General features: G+C 70.3%; 13 protein-coding genes. 4 read left to right on the forward strand and 9 right to left on the reverse strand.

Translation table 11 applies throughout. The features are described from left to right. The first annotated feature begins 255 nt into the window (after positions 1-255). A complete protein-coding gene (locus OG897_RS21125) occupies positions 256-909 on the forward strand; it encodes a bifunctional DNA primase/polymerase (RefSeq protein ID WP_266658760.1) in 654 nt (217 codons plus the stop codon). A gap of 67 nt (positions 910-976) precedes the next feature. Here OG897_RS21125 and ftsY read toward each other — a convergent pair whose 3' ends face one another. Further along, positions 977-2,200: a signal recognition particle-docking protein FtsY gene (gene ftsY / locus OG897_RS21130; protein ID WP_266658761.1), complete on the reverse strand. Its 1,224-nt coding sequence runs from the start codon at positions 2,198-2,200 to the stop codon at positions 977-979. A gap of 198 nt (positions 2,201-2,398) precedes the next feature. Between ftsY and OG897_RS21135 the strand changes: the two genes are divergently transcribed. Continuing rightward, positions 2,399-3,856, forward strand: a complete 1,458-nt coding sequence (locus OG897_RS21135; protein WP_266658762.1) for a cytosine permease — start codon at positions 2,399-2,401, stop codon at positions 3,854-3,856. A 61-nt stretch (positions 3,857-3,917) separates the two neighbouring features. After that, positions 3,918-4,901 (forward strand): LLM class flavin-dependent oxidoreductase, encoded by a 984-nt coding sequence (locus OG897_RS21140; RefSeq protein WP_266658763.1) that lies wholly within the window; start codon positions 3,918-3,920, stop codon positions 4,899-4,901. Positions 4,902-4,963: 62 nt separating this feature from the next. Here the strand turns inward: OG897_RS21140 and OG897_RS21145 are convergent, their stop codons facing one another. The 4 genes from OG897_RS21145 to OG897_RS21160 all read right to left on the reverse strand — a co-directional run bounded on the left by OG897_RS21145 (position 4,964) and on the right by OG897_RS21160 (position 11,244). Further along, on the reverse strand, positions 4,964-6,364 hold the full coding sequence (locus tag OG897_RS21145; protein WP_266660371.1) for a sugar porter family MFS transporter: 1,401 nt from the start codon (positions 6,362-6,364) through the stop codon (positions 4,964-4,966). Between the two features lie 142 nt (positions 6,365-6,506). Then, positions 6,507-10,058, reverse strand: a complete 3,552-nt coding sequence (gene smc / locus OG897_RS21150) for a chromosome segregation protein SMC (protein ID WP_266658764.1) — start codon at positions 10,056-10,058, stop codon at positions 6,507-6,509. A gap of 263 nt (positions 10,059-10,321) precedes the next feature. Next, entirely contained in the window at positions 10,322-10,543 is a 222-nt protein-coding gene (locus tag OG897_RS21155; RefSeq protein WP_266658765.1) for a hypothetical protein, read from the reverse strand. Positions 10,544-10,950: 407 nt separating this feature from the next. Then, positions 10,951-11,244: an acylphosphatase gene (locus OG897_RS21160; protein ID WP_266658766.1), complete on the reverse strand. Its 294-nt coding sequence runs from the start codon at positions 11,242-11,244 to the stop codon at positions 10,951-10,953. A gap of 134 nt (positions 11,245-11,378) precedes the next feature. Between OG897_RS21160 and OG897_RS21165 the strand changes: the two genes are divergently transcribed. Then, positions 11,379-12,308 carry a CAP domain-containing protein gene (locus tag OG897_RS21165; protein ID WP_266658767.1) on the forward strand — a complete coding sequence of 310 codons (930 nt, stop codon included), beginning with the start codon at positions 11,379-11,381 and terminating at the stop codon, positions 12,306-12,308. Between the two features lie 57 nt (positions 12,309-12,365). Here the strand turns inward: OG897_RS21165 and mutM are convergent, their stop codons facing one another. The 4 genes from mutM to OG897_RS21185 all read right to left on the reverse strand — a co-directional run bounded on the left by mutM (position 12,366) and on the right by OG897_RS21185 (position 15,036). Next, positions 12,366-13,229 carry a bifunctional DNA-formamidopyrimidine glycosylase/DNA-(apurinic or apyrimidinic site) lyase gene (gene mutM, locus OG897_RS21170; protein ID WP_266658768.1) on the reverse strand — a complete coding sequence of 288 codons (864 nt, stop codon included), beginning with the start codon at positions 13,227-13,229 and terminating at the stop codon, positions 12,366-12,368. A gap of 109 nt (positions 13,230-13,338) precedes the next feature. Further along, positions 13,339-14,139 (reverse strand): ribonuclease III, encoded by an 801-nt coding sequence (rnc, locus tag OG897_RS21175; protein WP_266658769.1) that lies wholly within the window; start codon positions 14,137-14,139, stop codon positions 13,339-13,341. Positions 14,140-14,158: 19 nt separating this feature from the next. Then, on the reverse strand, positions 14,159-14,332 hold the full coding sequence (gene rpmF / locus OG897_RS21180; protein WP_003965982.1) for a 50S ribosomal protein L32: 174 nt from the start codon (positions 14,330-14,332) through the stop codon (positions 14,159-14,161). A 2-nt stretch (positions 14,333-14,334) separates the two neighbouring features. Further along, positions 14,335-15,036 carry a DUF177 domain-containing protein gene (locus OG897_RS21185; RefSeq protein ID WP_266658770.1) on the reverse strand — a complete coding sequence of 234 codons (702 nt, stop codon included), beginning with the start codon at positions 15,034-15,036 and terminating at the stop codon, positions 14,335-14,337. Positions 15,037-15,112 lie beyond the last annotated feature (76 nt).

The raw sequence follows: 15,112 nt of genomic DNA on the forward strand, positions 1-15,112 counted from the left end.
CGAGGGCACTTACAGAAACGCCACCATTCGCCACCCCTCCGAGTGAACTCCGTTCCGGCCGGGCGCGATTCACTTGACACGGGACGATCAGGAACTGGCGGAGCGACGCACGCCCCAGCGCGCGCACCACCCCGCACCACCCAGGGAGCCCCGGCGCGCCGCCGAAGCCGGATCGGCGGCTCCGGCAAGATGACGGAGCGTCACGACAGCACTCCGCGTCGTAACCACCGGCGAGTTCGACCCGTTGGAGGGGGCATGGGCTTCACGATCGGCGGCATCCGGGACATGCGCTCCGGCACTCGGCGCCGCAGCCGTACGTCAGAGGGCACAGCGGTGGCGGAGTACACCGGGCTGTGGGGCTGGGACGTGGTCCCGGGAGCGAGGGCCGTCGCGGGAGTCTGCTCCTGCGGCGACGCGGTCTGCGCGGCGCCCGGCGCCCACCCCTTCGACTTCGCGCAGGTGGTTCCGGCCGGGGCGACGCTGGACGAGGTCACGGCGGCCTGGGCGCAGTTCCCCGGTGCGGCGGTGCTGCTGCCGGTCGGGCGGACCTTCGACGTGCTGGAGGTGGCGGAGGCGGCGGGCCGCCGGGCGCTGGTCCGGCTGGAACGGATGGGTGTGCCGCTGGGCCCGGTGAGCGTGTCCCCGGACGGGCGGGCGCACTTCTTCGTGGCGCCCGGCGCGGCGGCGGCGCTGCCGGAGCTGCTGTACCGGATGGGCTGGGACGACGCGGACCTCGATCTGCGCTGTCTGGGCCCGGGTTCGTACCTGACCGCTCCCCCCTCCGACCACGCGGGCCTGGGTCACGTCCAGTGGCTGCGCCCGCCGTCCCTGGACACCGCGACGAAGCCTCCGCAGGCACGGCTTCTGCTGGGCACGCTGGCGTACATCTGCCACCGGCATCTGGCCTGAGCCCGCCTACGTAAAAGGGCCACCGGACGCATCGTCCGGTGGCCCTTTCGCGTACGCGTGCGGAACGTCAGTCCCCGATGAGCGCGTCCACGAACGCCTCCGGCTCGAACGGAGCCAGGTCGTCCGCGCCCTCGCCCAGACCCACCAGCTTCACCGGCACGCCCAGCTCGCGCTGCACGGCGATGACGATGCCGCCCTTGGCGGTGCCGTCGAGCTTGGTGAGCACGATGCCGGTGATGTCGACGACCTCGGCGAAGACCCGCGCCTGCACCAGGCCGTTCTGCCCGGTGGTGGCGTCGAGGACGAGCAGGATCTCGTCGAGCGGGCCGTGCTTCTCGACGACGCGCTTGACCTTGCCGAGCTCGTCCATGAGGCCGGTCTTGGTGTGCAGGCGGCCCGCGGTGTCGATGAGCACGACGTCCGCGCCCTGGGCGATGCCTTCCTTGACGGCGTCGAAGGCGATCGACGCCGGGTCGCCGCCCTCCGGGCCCCGTACCGTACGGGCGCCCACCCGGTCGCCCCAGGTCTGGAGCTGGTCGGCGGCGGCGGCGCGGAAGGTGTCGGCCGCGCCGAGCACGACCGAGCGGCCGTCGGCCACCAGGACGCGGGCGAGCTTGCCGGTGGTGGTGGTCTTTCCGGTGCCGTTGACGCCGACGACCATGACGACGCCGGGGGTGTCGACGCCGCTCTCCGTCTTCACGGCGCGGTCGAAGTCGGTACCGAGGAGGTTGAGCAGTTCCTCGCGGAGCAGGGTGCGCAGCTCGTCGGGGGTACGGGTGCCGAGCACGCGGACGCGCTCGCGCAGGCGCTCGACGAGCTCCTGGGTGGGGGCGACGCCGACGTCGGCGGTGAGGAGGGTGTCCTCGATCTCCTCCCAGGTGTCCTCGTCGAGGTTGTCCCGGGAGAGCAGCGTGAGCAGGCCCTTGCCCAGGGAGTTCTGCGAGCGGGCGAGCCGGGCGCGCAGCCGCACCAGGCGGCCCGCGGTGGGCTCGGGTACGTCGAGTGCGGGAGCCTCCGGCTCCGCCGGGGCTGTTTCCCCGGCAGGGCCCTCGACGACGGGCGCGTCGGGGAGGTCCACCTCCTCGATGGTGCGGCGCGCTTCGTCCTTCGGCGGAGCGGCGTCCTCACCGACCTGAGGTTCGGCGGGCGGGGCAGTGATGGTCGGCGTGCTCGGCGGCGCCGAGGGCGGCAGCTTCTTCTTCTTGCGGCTGCTGACCACGAGCCCGCTGATCGCACCGACCGCGACCAGGGCGATGACGGCGATGACTACGACAAGCGTGAGGATGTCCATAACCCCACCAGTATCGGCCACGAGTTCGCCCGGGGCCCTCGTCGTGGCTTCCTCCAAGCGACATACCCCTTTTCAGGGACGCAGTCGGGTCAAAGTACGATGGCCCAGCCTGTATCAACGCGCGTAGAGTCCCTCACGATCACTCCCCCACCGGCTCGCAACGTGGCGTGCCGAGCGAGAGGCATGGAACCCCACACCATGAGCAGCACCACCGCGAAAACCCCTCCTGCCGAGGGCAACGAGAGCACGGTCGAGACCCGCGGCCTGGAACCCGTACCCGACGACGAGCGCAACGGCCGCGTCGGCGAACTGTTCCCGACCTGGGTCGCCGCGAACATCAGTGTGCTTCTGCTCACCATGGGTGCGGGTCTCATCGTCTTCAACGGCCTGAACTTCTGGCAGGTGCTGATCGTCGCGATCACCGCCCCGATCGTCTCGTACGGTCTGGTCGGCCTGATCTCCATCGCGGGCAAGCGCGGCGGCTCCCCCGGCATGGCGCTCTCCCGGGCGGTCTTCGGCCAGCGCGGCAACCTCTTCCCCGGCTCGCTCATCTGGGTGGCCCGCTGGGGCTGGGAGACGATCAACGCGGTGACCGGCGCGTACGCCGTCCTGACCGTGCTGGACCTGCTCTTCGGCGTGCAGAGCAACACCACGCTGGTCATCGTCACCCTGCTGCTGTTCGTGGCGTGCACCTTCGTCGTCTCGGGCCTGGGCATCAACGCGCTGCGCGTGTGCCAGAAGTGGTCGACGTACCTCTTCGGCGTCTTCAGCGTCCTCGTCCTGGTCTACCTGATCGCGAACACGGACTGGGCGTCCGTCTTCGCCAAGCCCGCGGGCTCCACCGCGATGCTGATCGCGGGCATCGGCACCATCGCCGCAGGCGGCATCAGCTGGGTCCCCTCCGGCCCCGACTTCACCCGCTACCTGCCGCGTACCGCGTCCCCCAAGGGCATGGTCGGTGCGTCGATCGGCGGCGCGGGCATCGTGGTGCTGCCGATGGTCCTGATGGGCGCGGTCATGGCCGTCTCGACCCCGGACCTGGCGAAGGCGCAGGACCCGGTGTCGTTCATCGGTGAGCTGCTGCCGATGTGGATCTCGGTTCCGTACCTGGTCATCGCCCTGATCGGGATGCTGCTCATCAACTCGATGTCGATGTACTCGGCCGGTTTCACCGCGCAGACCCTCGGCATCAAGGTGCCGCGCGCCTGGGCGGTCAGCGTCAACGCGATCATCAGCCTGATCTTCGGCTTCCTGCTGATGGTGGTGGCGACCAGCTTCATCGGCTCGTTCATCTCCTTCCTGACGCTGCTCGCGGTGGCGTTCTCGGCGTGGATCGGCGTCTTCGGTGTCGACATGTTCACGCGCACGTCGTACGACGGCGAGGCCCTCATGGACACCACGCGCACCAGCGCCTACTGGTACAAGGGCGGCTTCGCCTGGACCGCGATGGTCGCCTGGGGCGTCGCGCTGGTCGTGGGCCTGCTCTTCACCAAGGTCGAGTGGTTCACCGGCCCGCTGGCCACCACCTGGCTCGGCGAGAACGGTCTCGGCTGGGTCGTGACGATCCTGGTCGCCGCCGCCCTGTACGCGGTGCTGCCGCGCCAGAAGCCCGTCGAGAAGGCCGCTGCGGAAACGTCCGGGACCCTGTCCATCTGACTCCTCGTCAGCTAGCGTCCCCCTTCGCCGTTCCCACACCGGCGGAGGGGGATTTCGCGTCATGGCGTTCTCAGTGGTCCGGTTCAACCTGGTCGATCCCGACGCGACTCCCGCGTCCCTGTCCGCCCGCTACCGCGCCGCGCTGGAGATGGCCGCGTACGCCGACGAGCACGGCGTCGACACCGTCCAGACGGAGGAGCACCACGGCGCGGCCAACGGCTGGCTGCCCTCCCCCTTCGCCTTCGCGGGCGCGGTCTTCGGCGCGACCCGGCGCATCGCCGTCACCGTCTCCGCGATCATCGGCCCGCTGTACGATCCGCTGCGCCTGGCCGAGGACATCGCCGTGCTCGACCTGCTGAGCGGCGGCCGTCTGGTCACCGTCGCGGGGATCGGCTACCGCCCCGAGGAGTACGAGCAGCTCGGCGCCGAGTGGGGCAGGCGCGGCAAGCTCCAGGACGAGCTCCTGGAGACCCTGCTGAAGGCGTGGTCGGGCGAGCCGTTCGTCTTCCGCGGCCGGACCGTGCGGGTCACTCCGCGTCCGTACACCCAGCCCCACCCGATGCTCCTGGTCGGCGGCAGCTCGAAGGCGGCGGCCCGGCGGGCGGCCCGGCTCGGGCTGCCGTTCTTCCCGAGCGCGCACCTGCCGGAGCTCCAGACGTACTACGAGGAGCAGTGCACGGCCCACGGGACGCGGGGCTTCTGCATGATGCCGGGGGCCGAGACCCCGCTGCTGCACCTCAGCGAGGACCCGGAGCGCGCCTGGGCGACGTACGGGAAGCACTTCCTGCACGAGGCCCGCACGTACGCCTCCTGGCAGTCCAAGGACATCCGCTCGGCGGTGCGGTCCTCCGCGACCACCGTCGAGGAGCTGCGCGCCGAAGGGGTGTACCGGATCCTGACGCCGGAGCAGTGCGCGGCGCTGGACGCGCAGAGCCTCGTCCTGCATCCGCTGTGCGGCGGCATGCCGGTGGAGGAGGGGCGGCGCAGCCTGGCGCTGTTCGCGACGGTGCTTTCCCGGGGGTCAGCCCCCGGACCCCCGGCCTGAAACGCGTGCTGCCCCGGTTCAGGGGATGAGCCGGGGCAGCACCTTCATGGACGCGGTGGGCGTCAGCCCATGTCCTCCAGCTTCTTGCCCTTGGTCTCCTTCACGAACTTGAGCACGAAGGGGATCGAGAGCACCGCGAAGACGGTGTAGATGACGTACGTCCCCGAGAGGTTCCAGTCGGAGAGGCTCGGGAAGCTCGCGGTGATGGCCCAGTTGGCGATCCACTGCGCCGCCGCGGCCACGCCGAGCGCCGCGGCGCGGATGCGGTTGGGGAACATCTCGCCGAGGAAGACCCAGACGACGACACCCCACGACAGGGCGAAGAAGAGCACGAAGACGTGGGCGGCGATCAGCGCCACCATGCCCTGCGTGTCCGGGAGTTTGCCGTTCACCATGTCGGCGGAGAAGGCCCACGCCTCGAAGGCGAGGGCGATGGCCATGCCGACCGAACCGATCAGGGCGAGCGGGCGGCGGCCGATCCGGTCGACGAAGATCATCGCGATCACGGTGCCGATGATGTTGATGATCGACGTGGTGAACGAGTAGAAGAACGAGTCGCTCGGGTCGATGCCCACGGACTGCCACAGCGTCGCGGAGTAGTAGAACGCGACGTTGATGCCGACCAGTTGCTGGAAGACGGAGAGGCCGATGCCGATCCAGACGATCGGCAGGAAGCCGAACCTGCTGCCCAGCAGGTCCTTGAAGGTCGACTTGTGCTCGCTGCGCATGCCCTGCTCGATCTCGGCGACGCGCGCGTCGAGGTCGATGTGCTCGCCCTCGACCTCGGCCAGGATCTTCTTGGCCTTCTCGGTCTTGCCGACGGAGACCAGGAAGCGGGGCGACTCCGGGATCACGAAGGAGAGCAGACCGTAGATGACGGCGGGGATGACCATCACGCCGAGCATGACCTGCCAGGCTTCCATGCCCGCGAAGACCTTGTGCCGGTCGTCGCCGCCCGCCCAGTTGAGGATGCCCCAGTTGACGAGCTGGGAGATCGCGATGCCCAGGACGATCGCGCCCTGCTGGAAGGAACCGAGACGGCCCCGGTACGCGGGCGGGGCGACCTCCGCGATGTACGCCGGGCCGATCACGGACGCCATGCCGATCGCGATGCCGCCGAGGAAGCGCCACATCGTCAGGTCCCACAGCGCGAACGGCAGGGAGGAACCGACGGCGCTGATGGTGAACAGCACGGCGGCGATCTGCATGACGCGGATGCGGCCGATCCGGTCGGCGACGCGGCCGGCGGTCGCGGCGCCGATCGCACAGCCGATCAGGGCGACGGCGATGACCTGCCCGAGGGCACCGGCTCCGATGTCGTACTTGTCACCGATGGCCTTGGTGGCACCGTTGATCACGGAGCTGTCGTAGCCGAAGAGGAAGCCGCCCATCGCGGCGGCGGCGGTGATGAAGATGACGTGGCCGAGGTGTTCGGGAGCGGCTTCCCGGCCTCCGGACGGCATCTGCGCTGTGCTGCTGGTCACGTGAACTCCTGGACCCGGCCGCGTCGCCGGGCATGTCCGTGGGGGCAGGCTCTTCAAGTGGACTACCAGTGGCGCACACCTGCGCGTTGTCCACCACTCGAAGCCTCCTGCCCCGAACGGCTCAGCTCAGCCGCTGACTGATCACCTTCGACACCCCGTCACCCTGCATCGAGACGCCGTAGAGGGCGTCCGCCACCTCCATCGTGCGCTTCTGGTGGGTGATGACGATCAGCTGGGAGCTCTCCTGGAGTTCCTTCATGATCCGGATCAGCCGCTGGAGGTTCGTGTCGTCGAGCGCCGCCTCCACCTCGTCCATCACGTAGAAGGGACTGGGCCGCGCCTTGAAGATCGAGACGAGCAGGGCGACGGCGGTCAGTGAACGCTCACCGCCCGAGAGCAGCGACAGCCGCTTGACCTTCTTCCCCGGCGGACGCGCCTCCACGTCGACGCCCGTGGTCAGCATGTTGTCGGGGTCGGTGAGGACCAGCCGCCCCTCACCGCCCGGGAACAGCCGGGAGAAGACGCCCTCGAACTCGCGCGCCGTGTCCCGGTACGCCTCGGTGAAGACCTGCTCCACCCGCTCGTCGACCTCCTTGATCACCTGCATCAGGTCGGCCCGGGTCCGCTTGAGGTCCTCCAGTTGCTCGGACAGGAACTGATGCCGCTCCTCCAGCGCCGCGAACTCCTCAAGGGCCAGCGGATTCACCTTCCCGAGCTGCTGATACGCCCGTTCGGCGGACTTCAGCCGCTTCTCCTGCTCCCCGCGCACGAAGGGCCGGGGCAGATTGCGCGGATGCTCCGGGTCGTCCGGCAGCTCCTCCCCCTCCGCCGCGAGGGACGGCGGTACGAGCTGGGCGGGGCCGTACTCCGCCGCCAGCGACGCCGGTTCCACCCCCAGCTCCTCCAGCGCCCTGGTCTCCAGCTGCTCGATCCGCAGCCGCTTCTCCGCGCCGAGCACCTCGCCCCGGTGCACCGAGTCCGTCAGCTTGTCGAGTTCCTGCTTGAGCTCCCGCCCCCGGGCCCGCTCCGCGGCGAGCTCCTTCTCCCACTCCGCCTTCGCCGCCTCCGCGACGGACCGCTCCTCGTCCGCCCGTACGAGAGAGACCTCGGCGTGCGCGAGGAGCTGCCGGGCACCGGCCGCGACCGCCGCCGCGACCTGGGCCTCGTACCGCATCCGGGCCCGCCGCTGCTCGGCCCGCGCCCGGGCCTCGCGCTCGGCGCGGGCTCCCCGGTCGAGCGAGTCCGCCCGTCCGGCCAGCGCCTTCACGCGCTCCTCGTGCGTACGGACCTGGAGCCTGGCCTCCATCTCGGTCTGCCGGGCGTTCGCCCCGTCCGCCGCGAGCCGGTCCCGCATCGCGGTGTCCGGCTCCTCCTCGACGGGTGCCTCCTCGGCGACCTCCAGCCGCTCGGCCAGCACCTCGGCCTCCTCCACGGCCCGCTCCAGCGCGTCCTGCGCCTTCGCCGCCGCAGTGGCCGACCGCTCGGCCTCGCCGGAGGCTCCGCGCGCCTGCCCGGCGAGCCGCCCGAGCTGCTGCGCCACCGCCGACCGCTCCCGGTCCCCGGCGCGCCGCACCTCCCCCAACTCCTCGACCCGTACGGCACATCGGGCCTTGCGCTCCTTCGCCGCCGTCTGTGCCCCGGCCAGTTCCTCGCACCGCAGGGACAGCTCGGCCAGCTCGGCGTCCGCCTCGTCCACGGACGCCTGCACCTCCAGCAGGCTCGGCGCTCCCGCCGAACCGCCCTGCGCGAAGTGCGCCCCCAGCACGTCGCCCTCGGCGGTGACGGCGGTCAGCCCGGGGTGCGCGTAGACGAGATCCTCGGCGTCTTCCAGGGTCCCCACGACGACGATCCCGCTCAGCAGCCGCCGTACGGCCCCCATCAGCCCGTCGGGACCGCGCACGAAGTCCACGGCGTACGGCGCGGGAGCCCCTTCCGGCACCACAGCCCCGTGCCCCTCCCCCGCCAGCAGCAGCGCCGCCCGCCCCGCGTCCTGCTTGCGCAGCAGCCGGATGGCCTCGGCGGCGGCCCCCGGCCCCTGCACGGCGACCGCGTCCGCCGCCGCGCCGAGCGCCGCCGCGACCTGCGTCTCGTACCCGGGGGTGACGGTCAGCAGCTCCGCCGCCGGACCGAGCAGCCCGGCGAGCGTCTCACCGGCGGCGAGGAGCGCACCCGTCCCGTCCTTGCGCCGCAGCCCGAGCGCGAGTGCGTCCCGCCGGGCGGACGTCGCCGCCCGCTTGCGCTCGACGGCCGTCAGCTCGTCGCGTACGTCACTCACGTTCTCTTCGGCGTCGGCCAGTTCACGCTTGGCGTCCTCGTGCCGTACGGCCAGCTCCTCGTCGCCCGCGTCGAGCCCTTCGACCTCCGCCTTGAGCTGCTCGTACTCCTCCTGAGCGGCGGCGGCACGCTCCTGCGCTGCGTCCCTGGCCTCGGCGAGCCGGTCGATCTCGGCCTGCGCCGAACCGGCCCTGCCACGGGCCGCGTTGACCTGACCGTGCAGCCGGGCGAGGCCCTCCCGCCGGTCGGCGATCGCCCGTGCCAGGTCCTTGAGCCGACGCTCCTCCGCCGCGAGGTCGCGCTCCAGCTCGGCGCGGTGCTCGACGGTGTTCTCCAGGGCGTGCTGCGCGGCCTCCAGGGCGGCCTCCAGCTCGGCCTCCTGCTCGCGGACGCGGGCGGCCTCACGCTCCATCTCCTCGGGGTCGCGGCCTCTGCGCTCCTCGGCGGGAGCGGCGTTCGCGCTGGTCACGCGGGCGTCGGCCAGCGAGATCGTGCCGCGCACCCGCTCGGCGAACTGCGACAGCTCGTACCAGGTCTGCTGCGCCCGCTGAAGCCTGGGCGCGAGCCTGCGCACCTCCTCCTCAAGCTCCGCCTCCCGTTGGAGGGCGGCCTTGAGCTGGGCCTCGGCGGCCTCCTTGCGCGTCTTGAGCGCCGCCTCGTCGGCGATCTCCGCGCCCAGCGCCTCCCGCATCGTGACGAGATCGTCGGCGAGCAGCCGCAGCCGTACGTCACGCAGGTCGGCCTGGATGACGGCGGCCCGCCGCGCCACGGCGGCCTGACGGCCCAACGGCTTGAGCTGGCGGCGGAGTTCACCGGTGAGGTCCTCGACGCGGGCCAGGTTCGCCTTCATCGCCTCCAGCTTCCGCAGCGCCTTCTCCTTGCGCTTGCGGTGCTTGAGGACGCCCGCCGCCTCCTCGATGAAGGCGCGACGGCCCATCGGGTCGGCGTGCAGGACCGAGTCGAGCTGCCCCTGCCCGACGATGACGTGCATCTCGCGGCCGATGCCGGAGTCGGACAGCAGGTCCTGGATGTCGAGCAGACGGCAGGTGTCGCCGTTGATCTGGTACTCGCTGCCGCCGTTGCGGAACATGATCCGCGTGATGGTGACCTCGGCGTACTCGATGGGCAGCGCGCCGTCGGAGTTGTCGATGGTGAGCGACACCTCGGCACGGCCGAGCGGAGGCCGCCCGGTCGTGCCGGCGAAGATGACGTCCTCCATCTTGCCGCCGCGCAGGGATTTGGCACCCTGCTCGCCCATGACCCAGGAGAGCGCGTCCACCACGTTGGACTTGCCCGAGCCGTTGGGGCCCACGACACACGTGATGCCCGGCTCGAAACGGAGCGTCGTGGCGGAAGCGAACGACTTGAAACCTCGGAGGGTCATGGCCTTGAGATGCACGCAGCCGGACTTTACCGGGATGCCGCGCTCTCACACCGGACTCGCCGGGCGGTCCCGGTTTCACCGATGAACGTGCAGGGCACATCAGACGTTAGGAAAACGTGGTGTGACCGGGGGGTCGACCGGAGACGACGAGGAGTCGGCGGAAGCCGACGAAAGAGAGAAGGGACGCCGAAACGTCCCTTGCAGGATTCATGGAGTTTCCTCGGGATTCCTGGCCGCACAGGTGACGACCCGGAGCGGCTGGAGCGGAAACGACTGAATCAGGTGAGCGCGGGCTCCGCGCGCGGGACGTCGATGTCGAAGTCCTCGTCGAGCAGAGAAGAGTCTCCGCGGTGCTGAGCGGCGGCGGTGAGCGTGTCGTTCTCGTTCTGGATCCGGTTGAGCTCGGATTCCAGATCCTGGACACGCTGCTGAAGCCGTCGCATCTCGGCGAGGAGTCGCGGGTCGGAGCCGCCGACGTAACCGAGAAGCGCCTTTGCCATGATGAGTGGTCCTCCACACTGAGTGACCGACCGAGAGCGGTGTGGGTCGTGAGGGAATCGCACCCGCGGTGCTTGGCAGTGCTGTTGTTTCACTGCGGTTCTCGCTGCCAAACAGCTAAGGTGCGCGGGGATTCCAGAGTCTCACCAAAAAGTTTGACGGTCAACACGATCACAGCCCGTATCGACGGGCAACCCGGGGGCGTTCGGCCGTCTGCGACACGCGGTGTCGGCGGCGACGCTCTCTCTTCGGGGCCCTGCGGGCGTGGAGATCATCCTCGTACGGGCAGCCTTCCACGGCAAGCTGTTTCTGGCAACCACCAGGGCGTTTCTGCCGGACGCACGTGACCGAGGCACCCTCGCCCGCCCCTCCCGCGAGGCCGACGGGGTGCTTCCCCCGGCCGACCCCGTCAGCGGATCGCGAAGCCTGTGTACCCCCCACGGGGTGTGCCCCATATCTCAGTGACGCCGTCGACCCGGCCGGGAGTGTCGTCCGAGCGGAGCCATTCCAGGAGACGGTGGCAATTCTCACGCGGCCCCTCGGCGACCACCTGCACCCGCCCGTCGTCGAGGTTGAGGGCGAAGCCCGTGAGGTCGCCGATCTGCAAAGCGTTTGCCCTGGTGAACCAGCGAAAGCCCACTCCCTGTACCCGACCGCGCACCCATGCGGTGAGCCGTGCGTCGGGTCGTGCATCTTCGTTCATGACTGCACGCTAACCGGCCAAATGCTCAAGCGGCACTTCGCCCCCACCCGTCATGCCGTACAGTCCCGACCCAATGAGGCTCATCCTTACGGGTGAACACATTGACCGTCGAGTAGTTGAGGAAGGCACAGCAGATGGGACGCCATCGACGCACTGCCGCCGGGCCCGCCGCAGCGGAATTCGCGGACGGAACGGCAGGCGGCAACCAGGCCGGTGGCCGCCGCAAGAAGCGCCCCGCGCCCGTTCGCACCGGACTGCTCGGAGTCTCCGCAGCCGTGGCCTTCGGTGCTGTGGCGGTCGCCTCCGGAATCCTCCCCGGCGGTGAGAACTACACCTTCGGCAGCGGCGGAACCAGCTCCGGCGACCGGGTCACCGCGGGTGGCGCGGTGGATCTGAGGGCCCAGGGCGGCGCCGCCCCGTCCCCGACCGACCGCGCCTCCGCCCCTGCCTCGGCACGCGGGGCGGAACGGCCGCAGGGCCCCTCGAAGACCCCGTCCCCCGAGCGCCCCGCCCTGCCCGACGCCCACCAGGCGGACGACGCCGATTCGCAGAAGCAGACGAAGGCGGACGACGCGAAGAAGGAGTCCGTGAAGGCTCCCGAGGCCGCGACCCCGCAGCGCGCGGAGAACACCCCCGCCGCGGCGGCCACCCCGGCAGCACCCCAGCTGCGCAAGGCCCCCGCCTCGGCGAACGACGCGGCGGCGGCCGTCCTGTCCCTGGTCAACCAGGAGCGCGCCAAGGTCGGGTGCAGCCCGCTCCGCCCGGACACGGGTCTGGCCACGCTCGCCGCCAACTTCAGCCGCGACATGGCGGCCCGAGGCTTCTTCGACCACACCGACCCGGACGGCGCGACCCCGTGGGACCGCGCCGCGAAGGCGGGCATCAAGAACCTCGGCGGCGAGAACATCGCCCGCGGTCAGGCCGACGCCCAGGCCGTCATGGACGCCTGGATGAAGAGCGAAGGCCACCGCAAGAACATCCTGAACTGCGAGTACACGACGCTGGGCGTCGGCGTGCACGTCGCCGATGGCGGCCCGTGGTGGACGCAGGACTTCGGGTTCTAGACCCTCACGACACCCACGGACCTCACGACGCCCACGGTCCTCACGACGCCCACGCCCTCACGCGAGGGTCGGGCGCGGCGGGCGCTGGCACTTCGGGCAGAAGTAGCTCGACCGGTTCATCCACGGGCGGCGTCGCATCAGGGTGCCGCACCGTCCGCACGGCTCGCCCTCGCGCCCGTACGCGTCGAGCGAGCGGTCGAAGTAGCCCGACTCCCCGTTCACGTTGACGTACAGGCTGTCGAAGCTGGTCCCGCCGACGGCGAGCGCCGCGTTCATCACGTCCCGTACGTGACCGAGCAGTTCGGCCGAGCGCGGCCGGGTCATGGTGGCGGTGGGCCGGTCGTAGTGCAGCTTCGAGCGCCACAGCGCCTCGTCCGCGTAGATGTTGCCGACGCCGCTGATCAGCGACTGGTCGAGCAGCGCCCGCTTGATCGTCGTACGCCGCAGCCGCAGTGCCGTGTGGAACGCGGCGTCGTCGAAGGCCCCGTCGAGCGGGTCGCGGGCGATGTGCCCGATGACGTCCGGCAGCCCGTCGGGGGTGGTGTCGTGGAGCGAGAGCCCGCCGAAGGTGCGCTGGTCGACGAAGCGCAGTTCCGTACCGAGACCGTCCTCGAACCGCACCCGCACCCGCAGGTGCTTCTCGTCCGACGCCTCCTCGGGCTGCACGAGCAGTTGCCCGCTCATCCCGAGGTGGCCGAGGACCGCGAGCGGAGCGTCGTCCAGCGGCAGCCACAGGTACTTGCCGCGACGCTGCGCCGTCCCGACGCGGTGCCCGCGCAGCCGCGACGCGAAGTCCTCGCCGCCCGCGAGGTGCCTGCGCACCGCACGCGGGTGCAGCACCTGCACCGAGGCGACCGTCCGCCCGGCGACCCACCGTTCCAGTCCACGGCGTACGACTTCCACTTCGGGCAGCTCGGGCACGGCTCTCCTCGGGTGATGCGTTGCGGGTACGCGTCCGGCCCCGGCGCCGCCCTGCGAGGGGCGGTACCGGGGCCGGGCACGTGCTTACTGATGAAGCGAGTACTGCTGGTCAGACGACCGGCGACGAGTTCTCGTCGTCCGGCTGGGAAGCGGGAGCCGCCGGAGCCTCGGCTTCGGCCTTCGCCGCCGCCTCGCGCTCCGCCGCCGCCGCGCTGATCGCGCGCCATGCGGACTCCGCCGCCTGCTGTTCCGCTTCCTTCTTGCTGCGGCCGGTGCCGGTGCCGTACGAGACACCACCGACGCGGGCGGCAGCAGTGAAGGTCTTCTCGTGGTCCGGGCCCGTCTCCGTGACCAGGTACTCGGGAACACCGAGTCCCTCGGCCGCGGTGAGCTCCTGGAGACTGGTCTTCCAGTCCAGGCCGGCGCCGAGGCTGGACGACTTCTCGATCAGCGGATCGAAGAGCCGGTGCACCAGCTCGGAAGCGGTGTCCAGACCCTGGTCGAGATAGACCGCACCGATCACCGCTTCAAGGGTGTCGGCCAGAATGGATGCCTTGTCCCTGCCTCCCGTGCCCTCTTCGCCCCGGCCGAGCCGGATGAAGGAGCCGAGTTCGAGGCCGCGGCCCACTTCCGCCAGCGCACGAGAGTTGACCACCGCGGCCCGGAGTTTGGCCAACTGGCCTTCCGGGAGATCGGGGTGGGTGCGGTACAGCGTGTCCGTGACGACGAGGCCGAGCACGGAGTCCCCGAGGAACTCCAAACGCTCGTTCGTCGGCAGGCCGCCGTTCTCGTACGCGTACGAACGATGGGTCAGCGCACGCACCAGAAGGGCGGACTCGAGGTGATACCCGAGCCGCCCTTCCAGAAGCGTGTGAGACGAGGCATTGTCCGTCTTGTGTGACTCAGACATGGTGCCTCTCACCAGCCGCTCAGACCTCGAGGACCTGGCGCTTGTTGTACGTGCCGCAGCTCGGGCACGCAATGTGCTGGAGCTTCGGCTCCTGGCAGCGCTCGCACGAAACCAGGGTGGGGACCGCAGCCTTCCACTGCGACCGGCGGTGGCGCGTGTTGCTGCGCGACATCTTCCGCTTCGGAACAGCCACGGCTACTTCTCCTGCTTCTCGTCGACGCCAGATTCAGCGTCGTTCACGTTGTCCTTCTCGTCGACCTGGCCGGTCTCGACGAGTCCCTGCAATGCCGCCCAACGGATGTCGACGGCGTCATGGTGGTGGTCGGGGTTCTCGTTCAGGCTGGTCCCGCACTGCGAGCACATACCTGCACAGTCCTCCCGGCACACCGGCTGCATGGGCAGTGCGAGCACTACCGCATCACGCAGCACCGGTTCGAGGTCGAACAAGCCGTCCTCAAGGAAGAGAGTGTCCTCGTCGTCCTCGGCGTCGTCGCCCGGTTCCGCTTGTGCACGGCCCCGGTCGTCGGCGTCAGGGTACGAGAACATCTCCTGGAAGTCCGCCTTGACGTTGAGTCGCACCGGCTCCAGACACCTTACGCACTCCCCCTCGGCGTCCGCACGGACGGTGCCTGTGACAAGCACCCCTTCCATGACGGATTCGAGGCGGAGCCTGATCTCCAAGGGCGCACCTTCCGGTACGCCGATGACCCCTTCGACACCGAAGTCCTTGGGGGCCTCCGCGGAGCGGGTCAGCCGCTGGAGCGCACCGGGACGCCGGCCCAGCTCGTGTGTGTCGAACACGAGAGGGTTGCGGTGGTCGAGGCGCGCGTTCAGGGGATTTCCTGCTTTCGGATTGCTGTGGAGGGGCTGCCGTAGCGTCGCAGGACGGAAATCCATGGCGAATCGGGCAGCCGAGATCGCAGACGTGGTCCGCGACGAATGGCCAGGATACTTGACGCTTCGCCCAGGGCCC

Source organism: Streptomyces sp. NBC_00237, assembly GCF_026342435.1.
Lineage (GTDB): Bacteria > Actinomycetota > Actinomycetes > Streptomycetales > Streptomycetaceae > Streptomyces.

Bases quoted from the DNA above. Each gene is read 5' to 3' on its own strand.
- OG897_RS21165 (WP_266658767.1), top strand. From the start codon at position 11,379: ATGGGACGCCATCGACGCACTGCCGCCGGGCCCGCCGCAGCGGAATTC.
- rnc (WP_266658769.1), bottom strand. From the start codon at position 14,139: ATGTCTGAGTCACACAAGACGGACAATGCCTCGTCTCACACGCTTCTG.
- OG897_RS21135 (WP_266658762.1), top strand. From the start codon at position 2,399: ATGAGCAGCACCACCGCGAAAACCCCTCCTGCCGAGGGCAACGAGAGC.
- ftsY (WP_266658761.1), bottom strand. From the start codon at position 2,200: ATGGACATCCTCACGCTTGTCGTAGTCATCGCCGTCATCGCCCTGGTC.
- OG897_RS21140 (WP_266658763.1), top strand. From the start codon at position 3,918: ATGGCGTTCTCAGTGGTCCGGTTCAACCTGGTCGATCCCGACGCGACT.
- OG897_RS21185 (WP_266658770.1), bottom strand. From the start codon at position 15,036: ATGGATTTCCGTCCTGCGACGCTACGGCAGCCCCTCCACAGCAATCCG.
- OG897_RS21125 (WP_266658760.1), top strand. From the start codon at position 256: ATGGGCTTCACGATCGGCGGCATCCGGGACATGCGCTCCGGCACTCGG.
- OG897_RS21155 (WP_266658765.1), bottom strand. From the start codon at position 10,543: ATGGCAAAGGCGCTTCTCGGTTACGTCGGCGGCTCCGACCCGCGACTC.
- OG897_RS21145 (WP_266660371.1), bottom strand. From the start codon at position 6,364: ATGCCGTCCGGAGGCCGGGAAGCCGCTCCCGAACACCTCGGCCACGTC.
- OG897_RS21160 (WP_266658766.1), bottom strand. From the start codon at position 11,244: ATGAACGAAGATGCACGACCCGACGCACGGCTCACCGCATGGGTGCGC.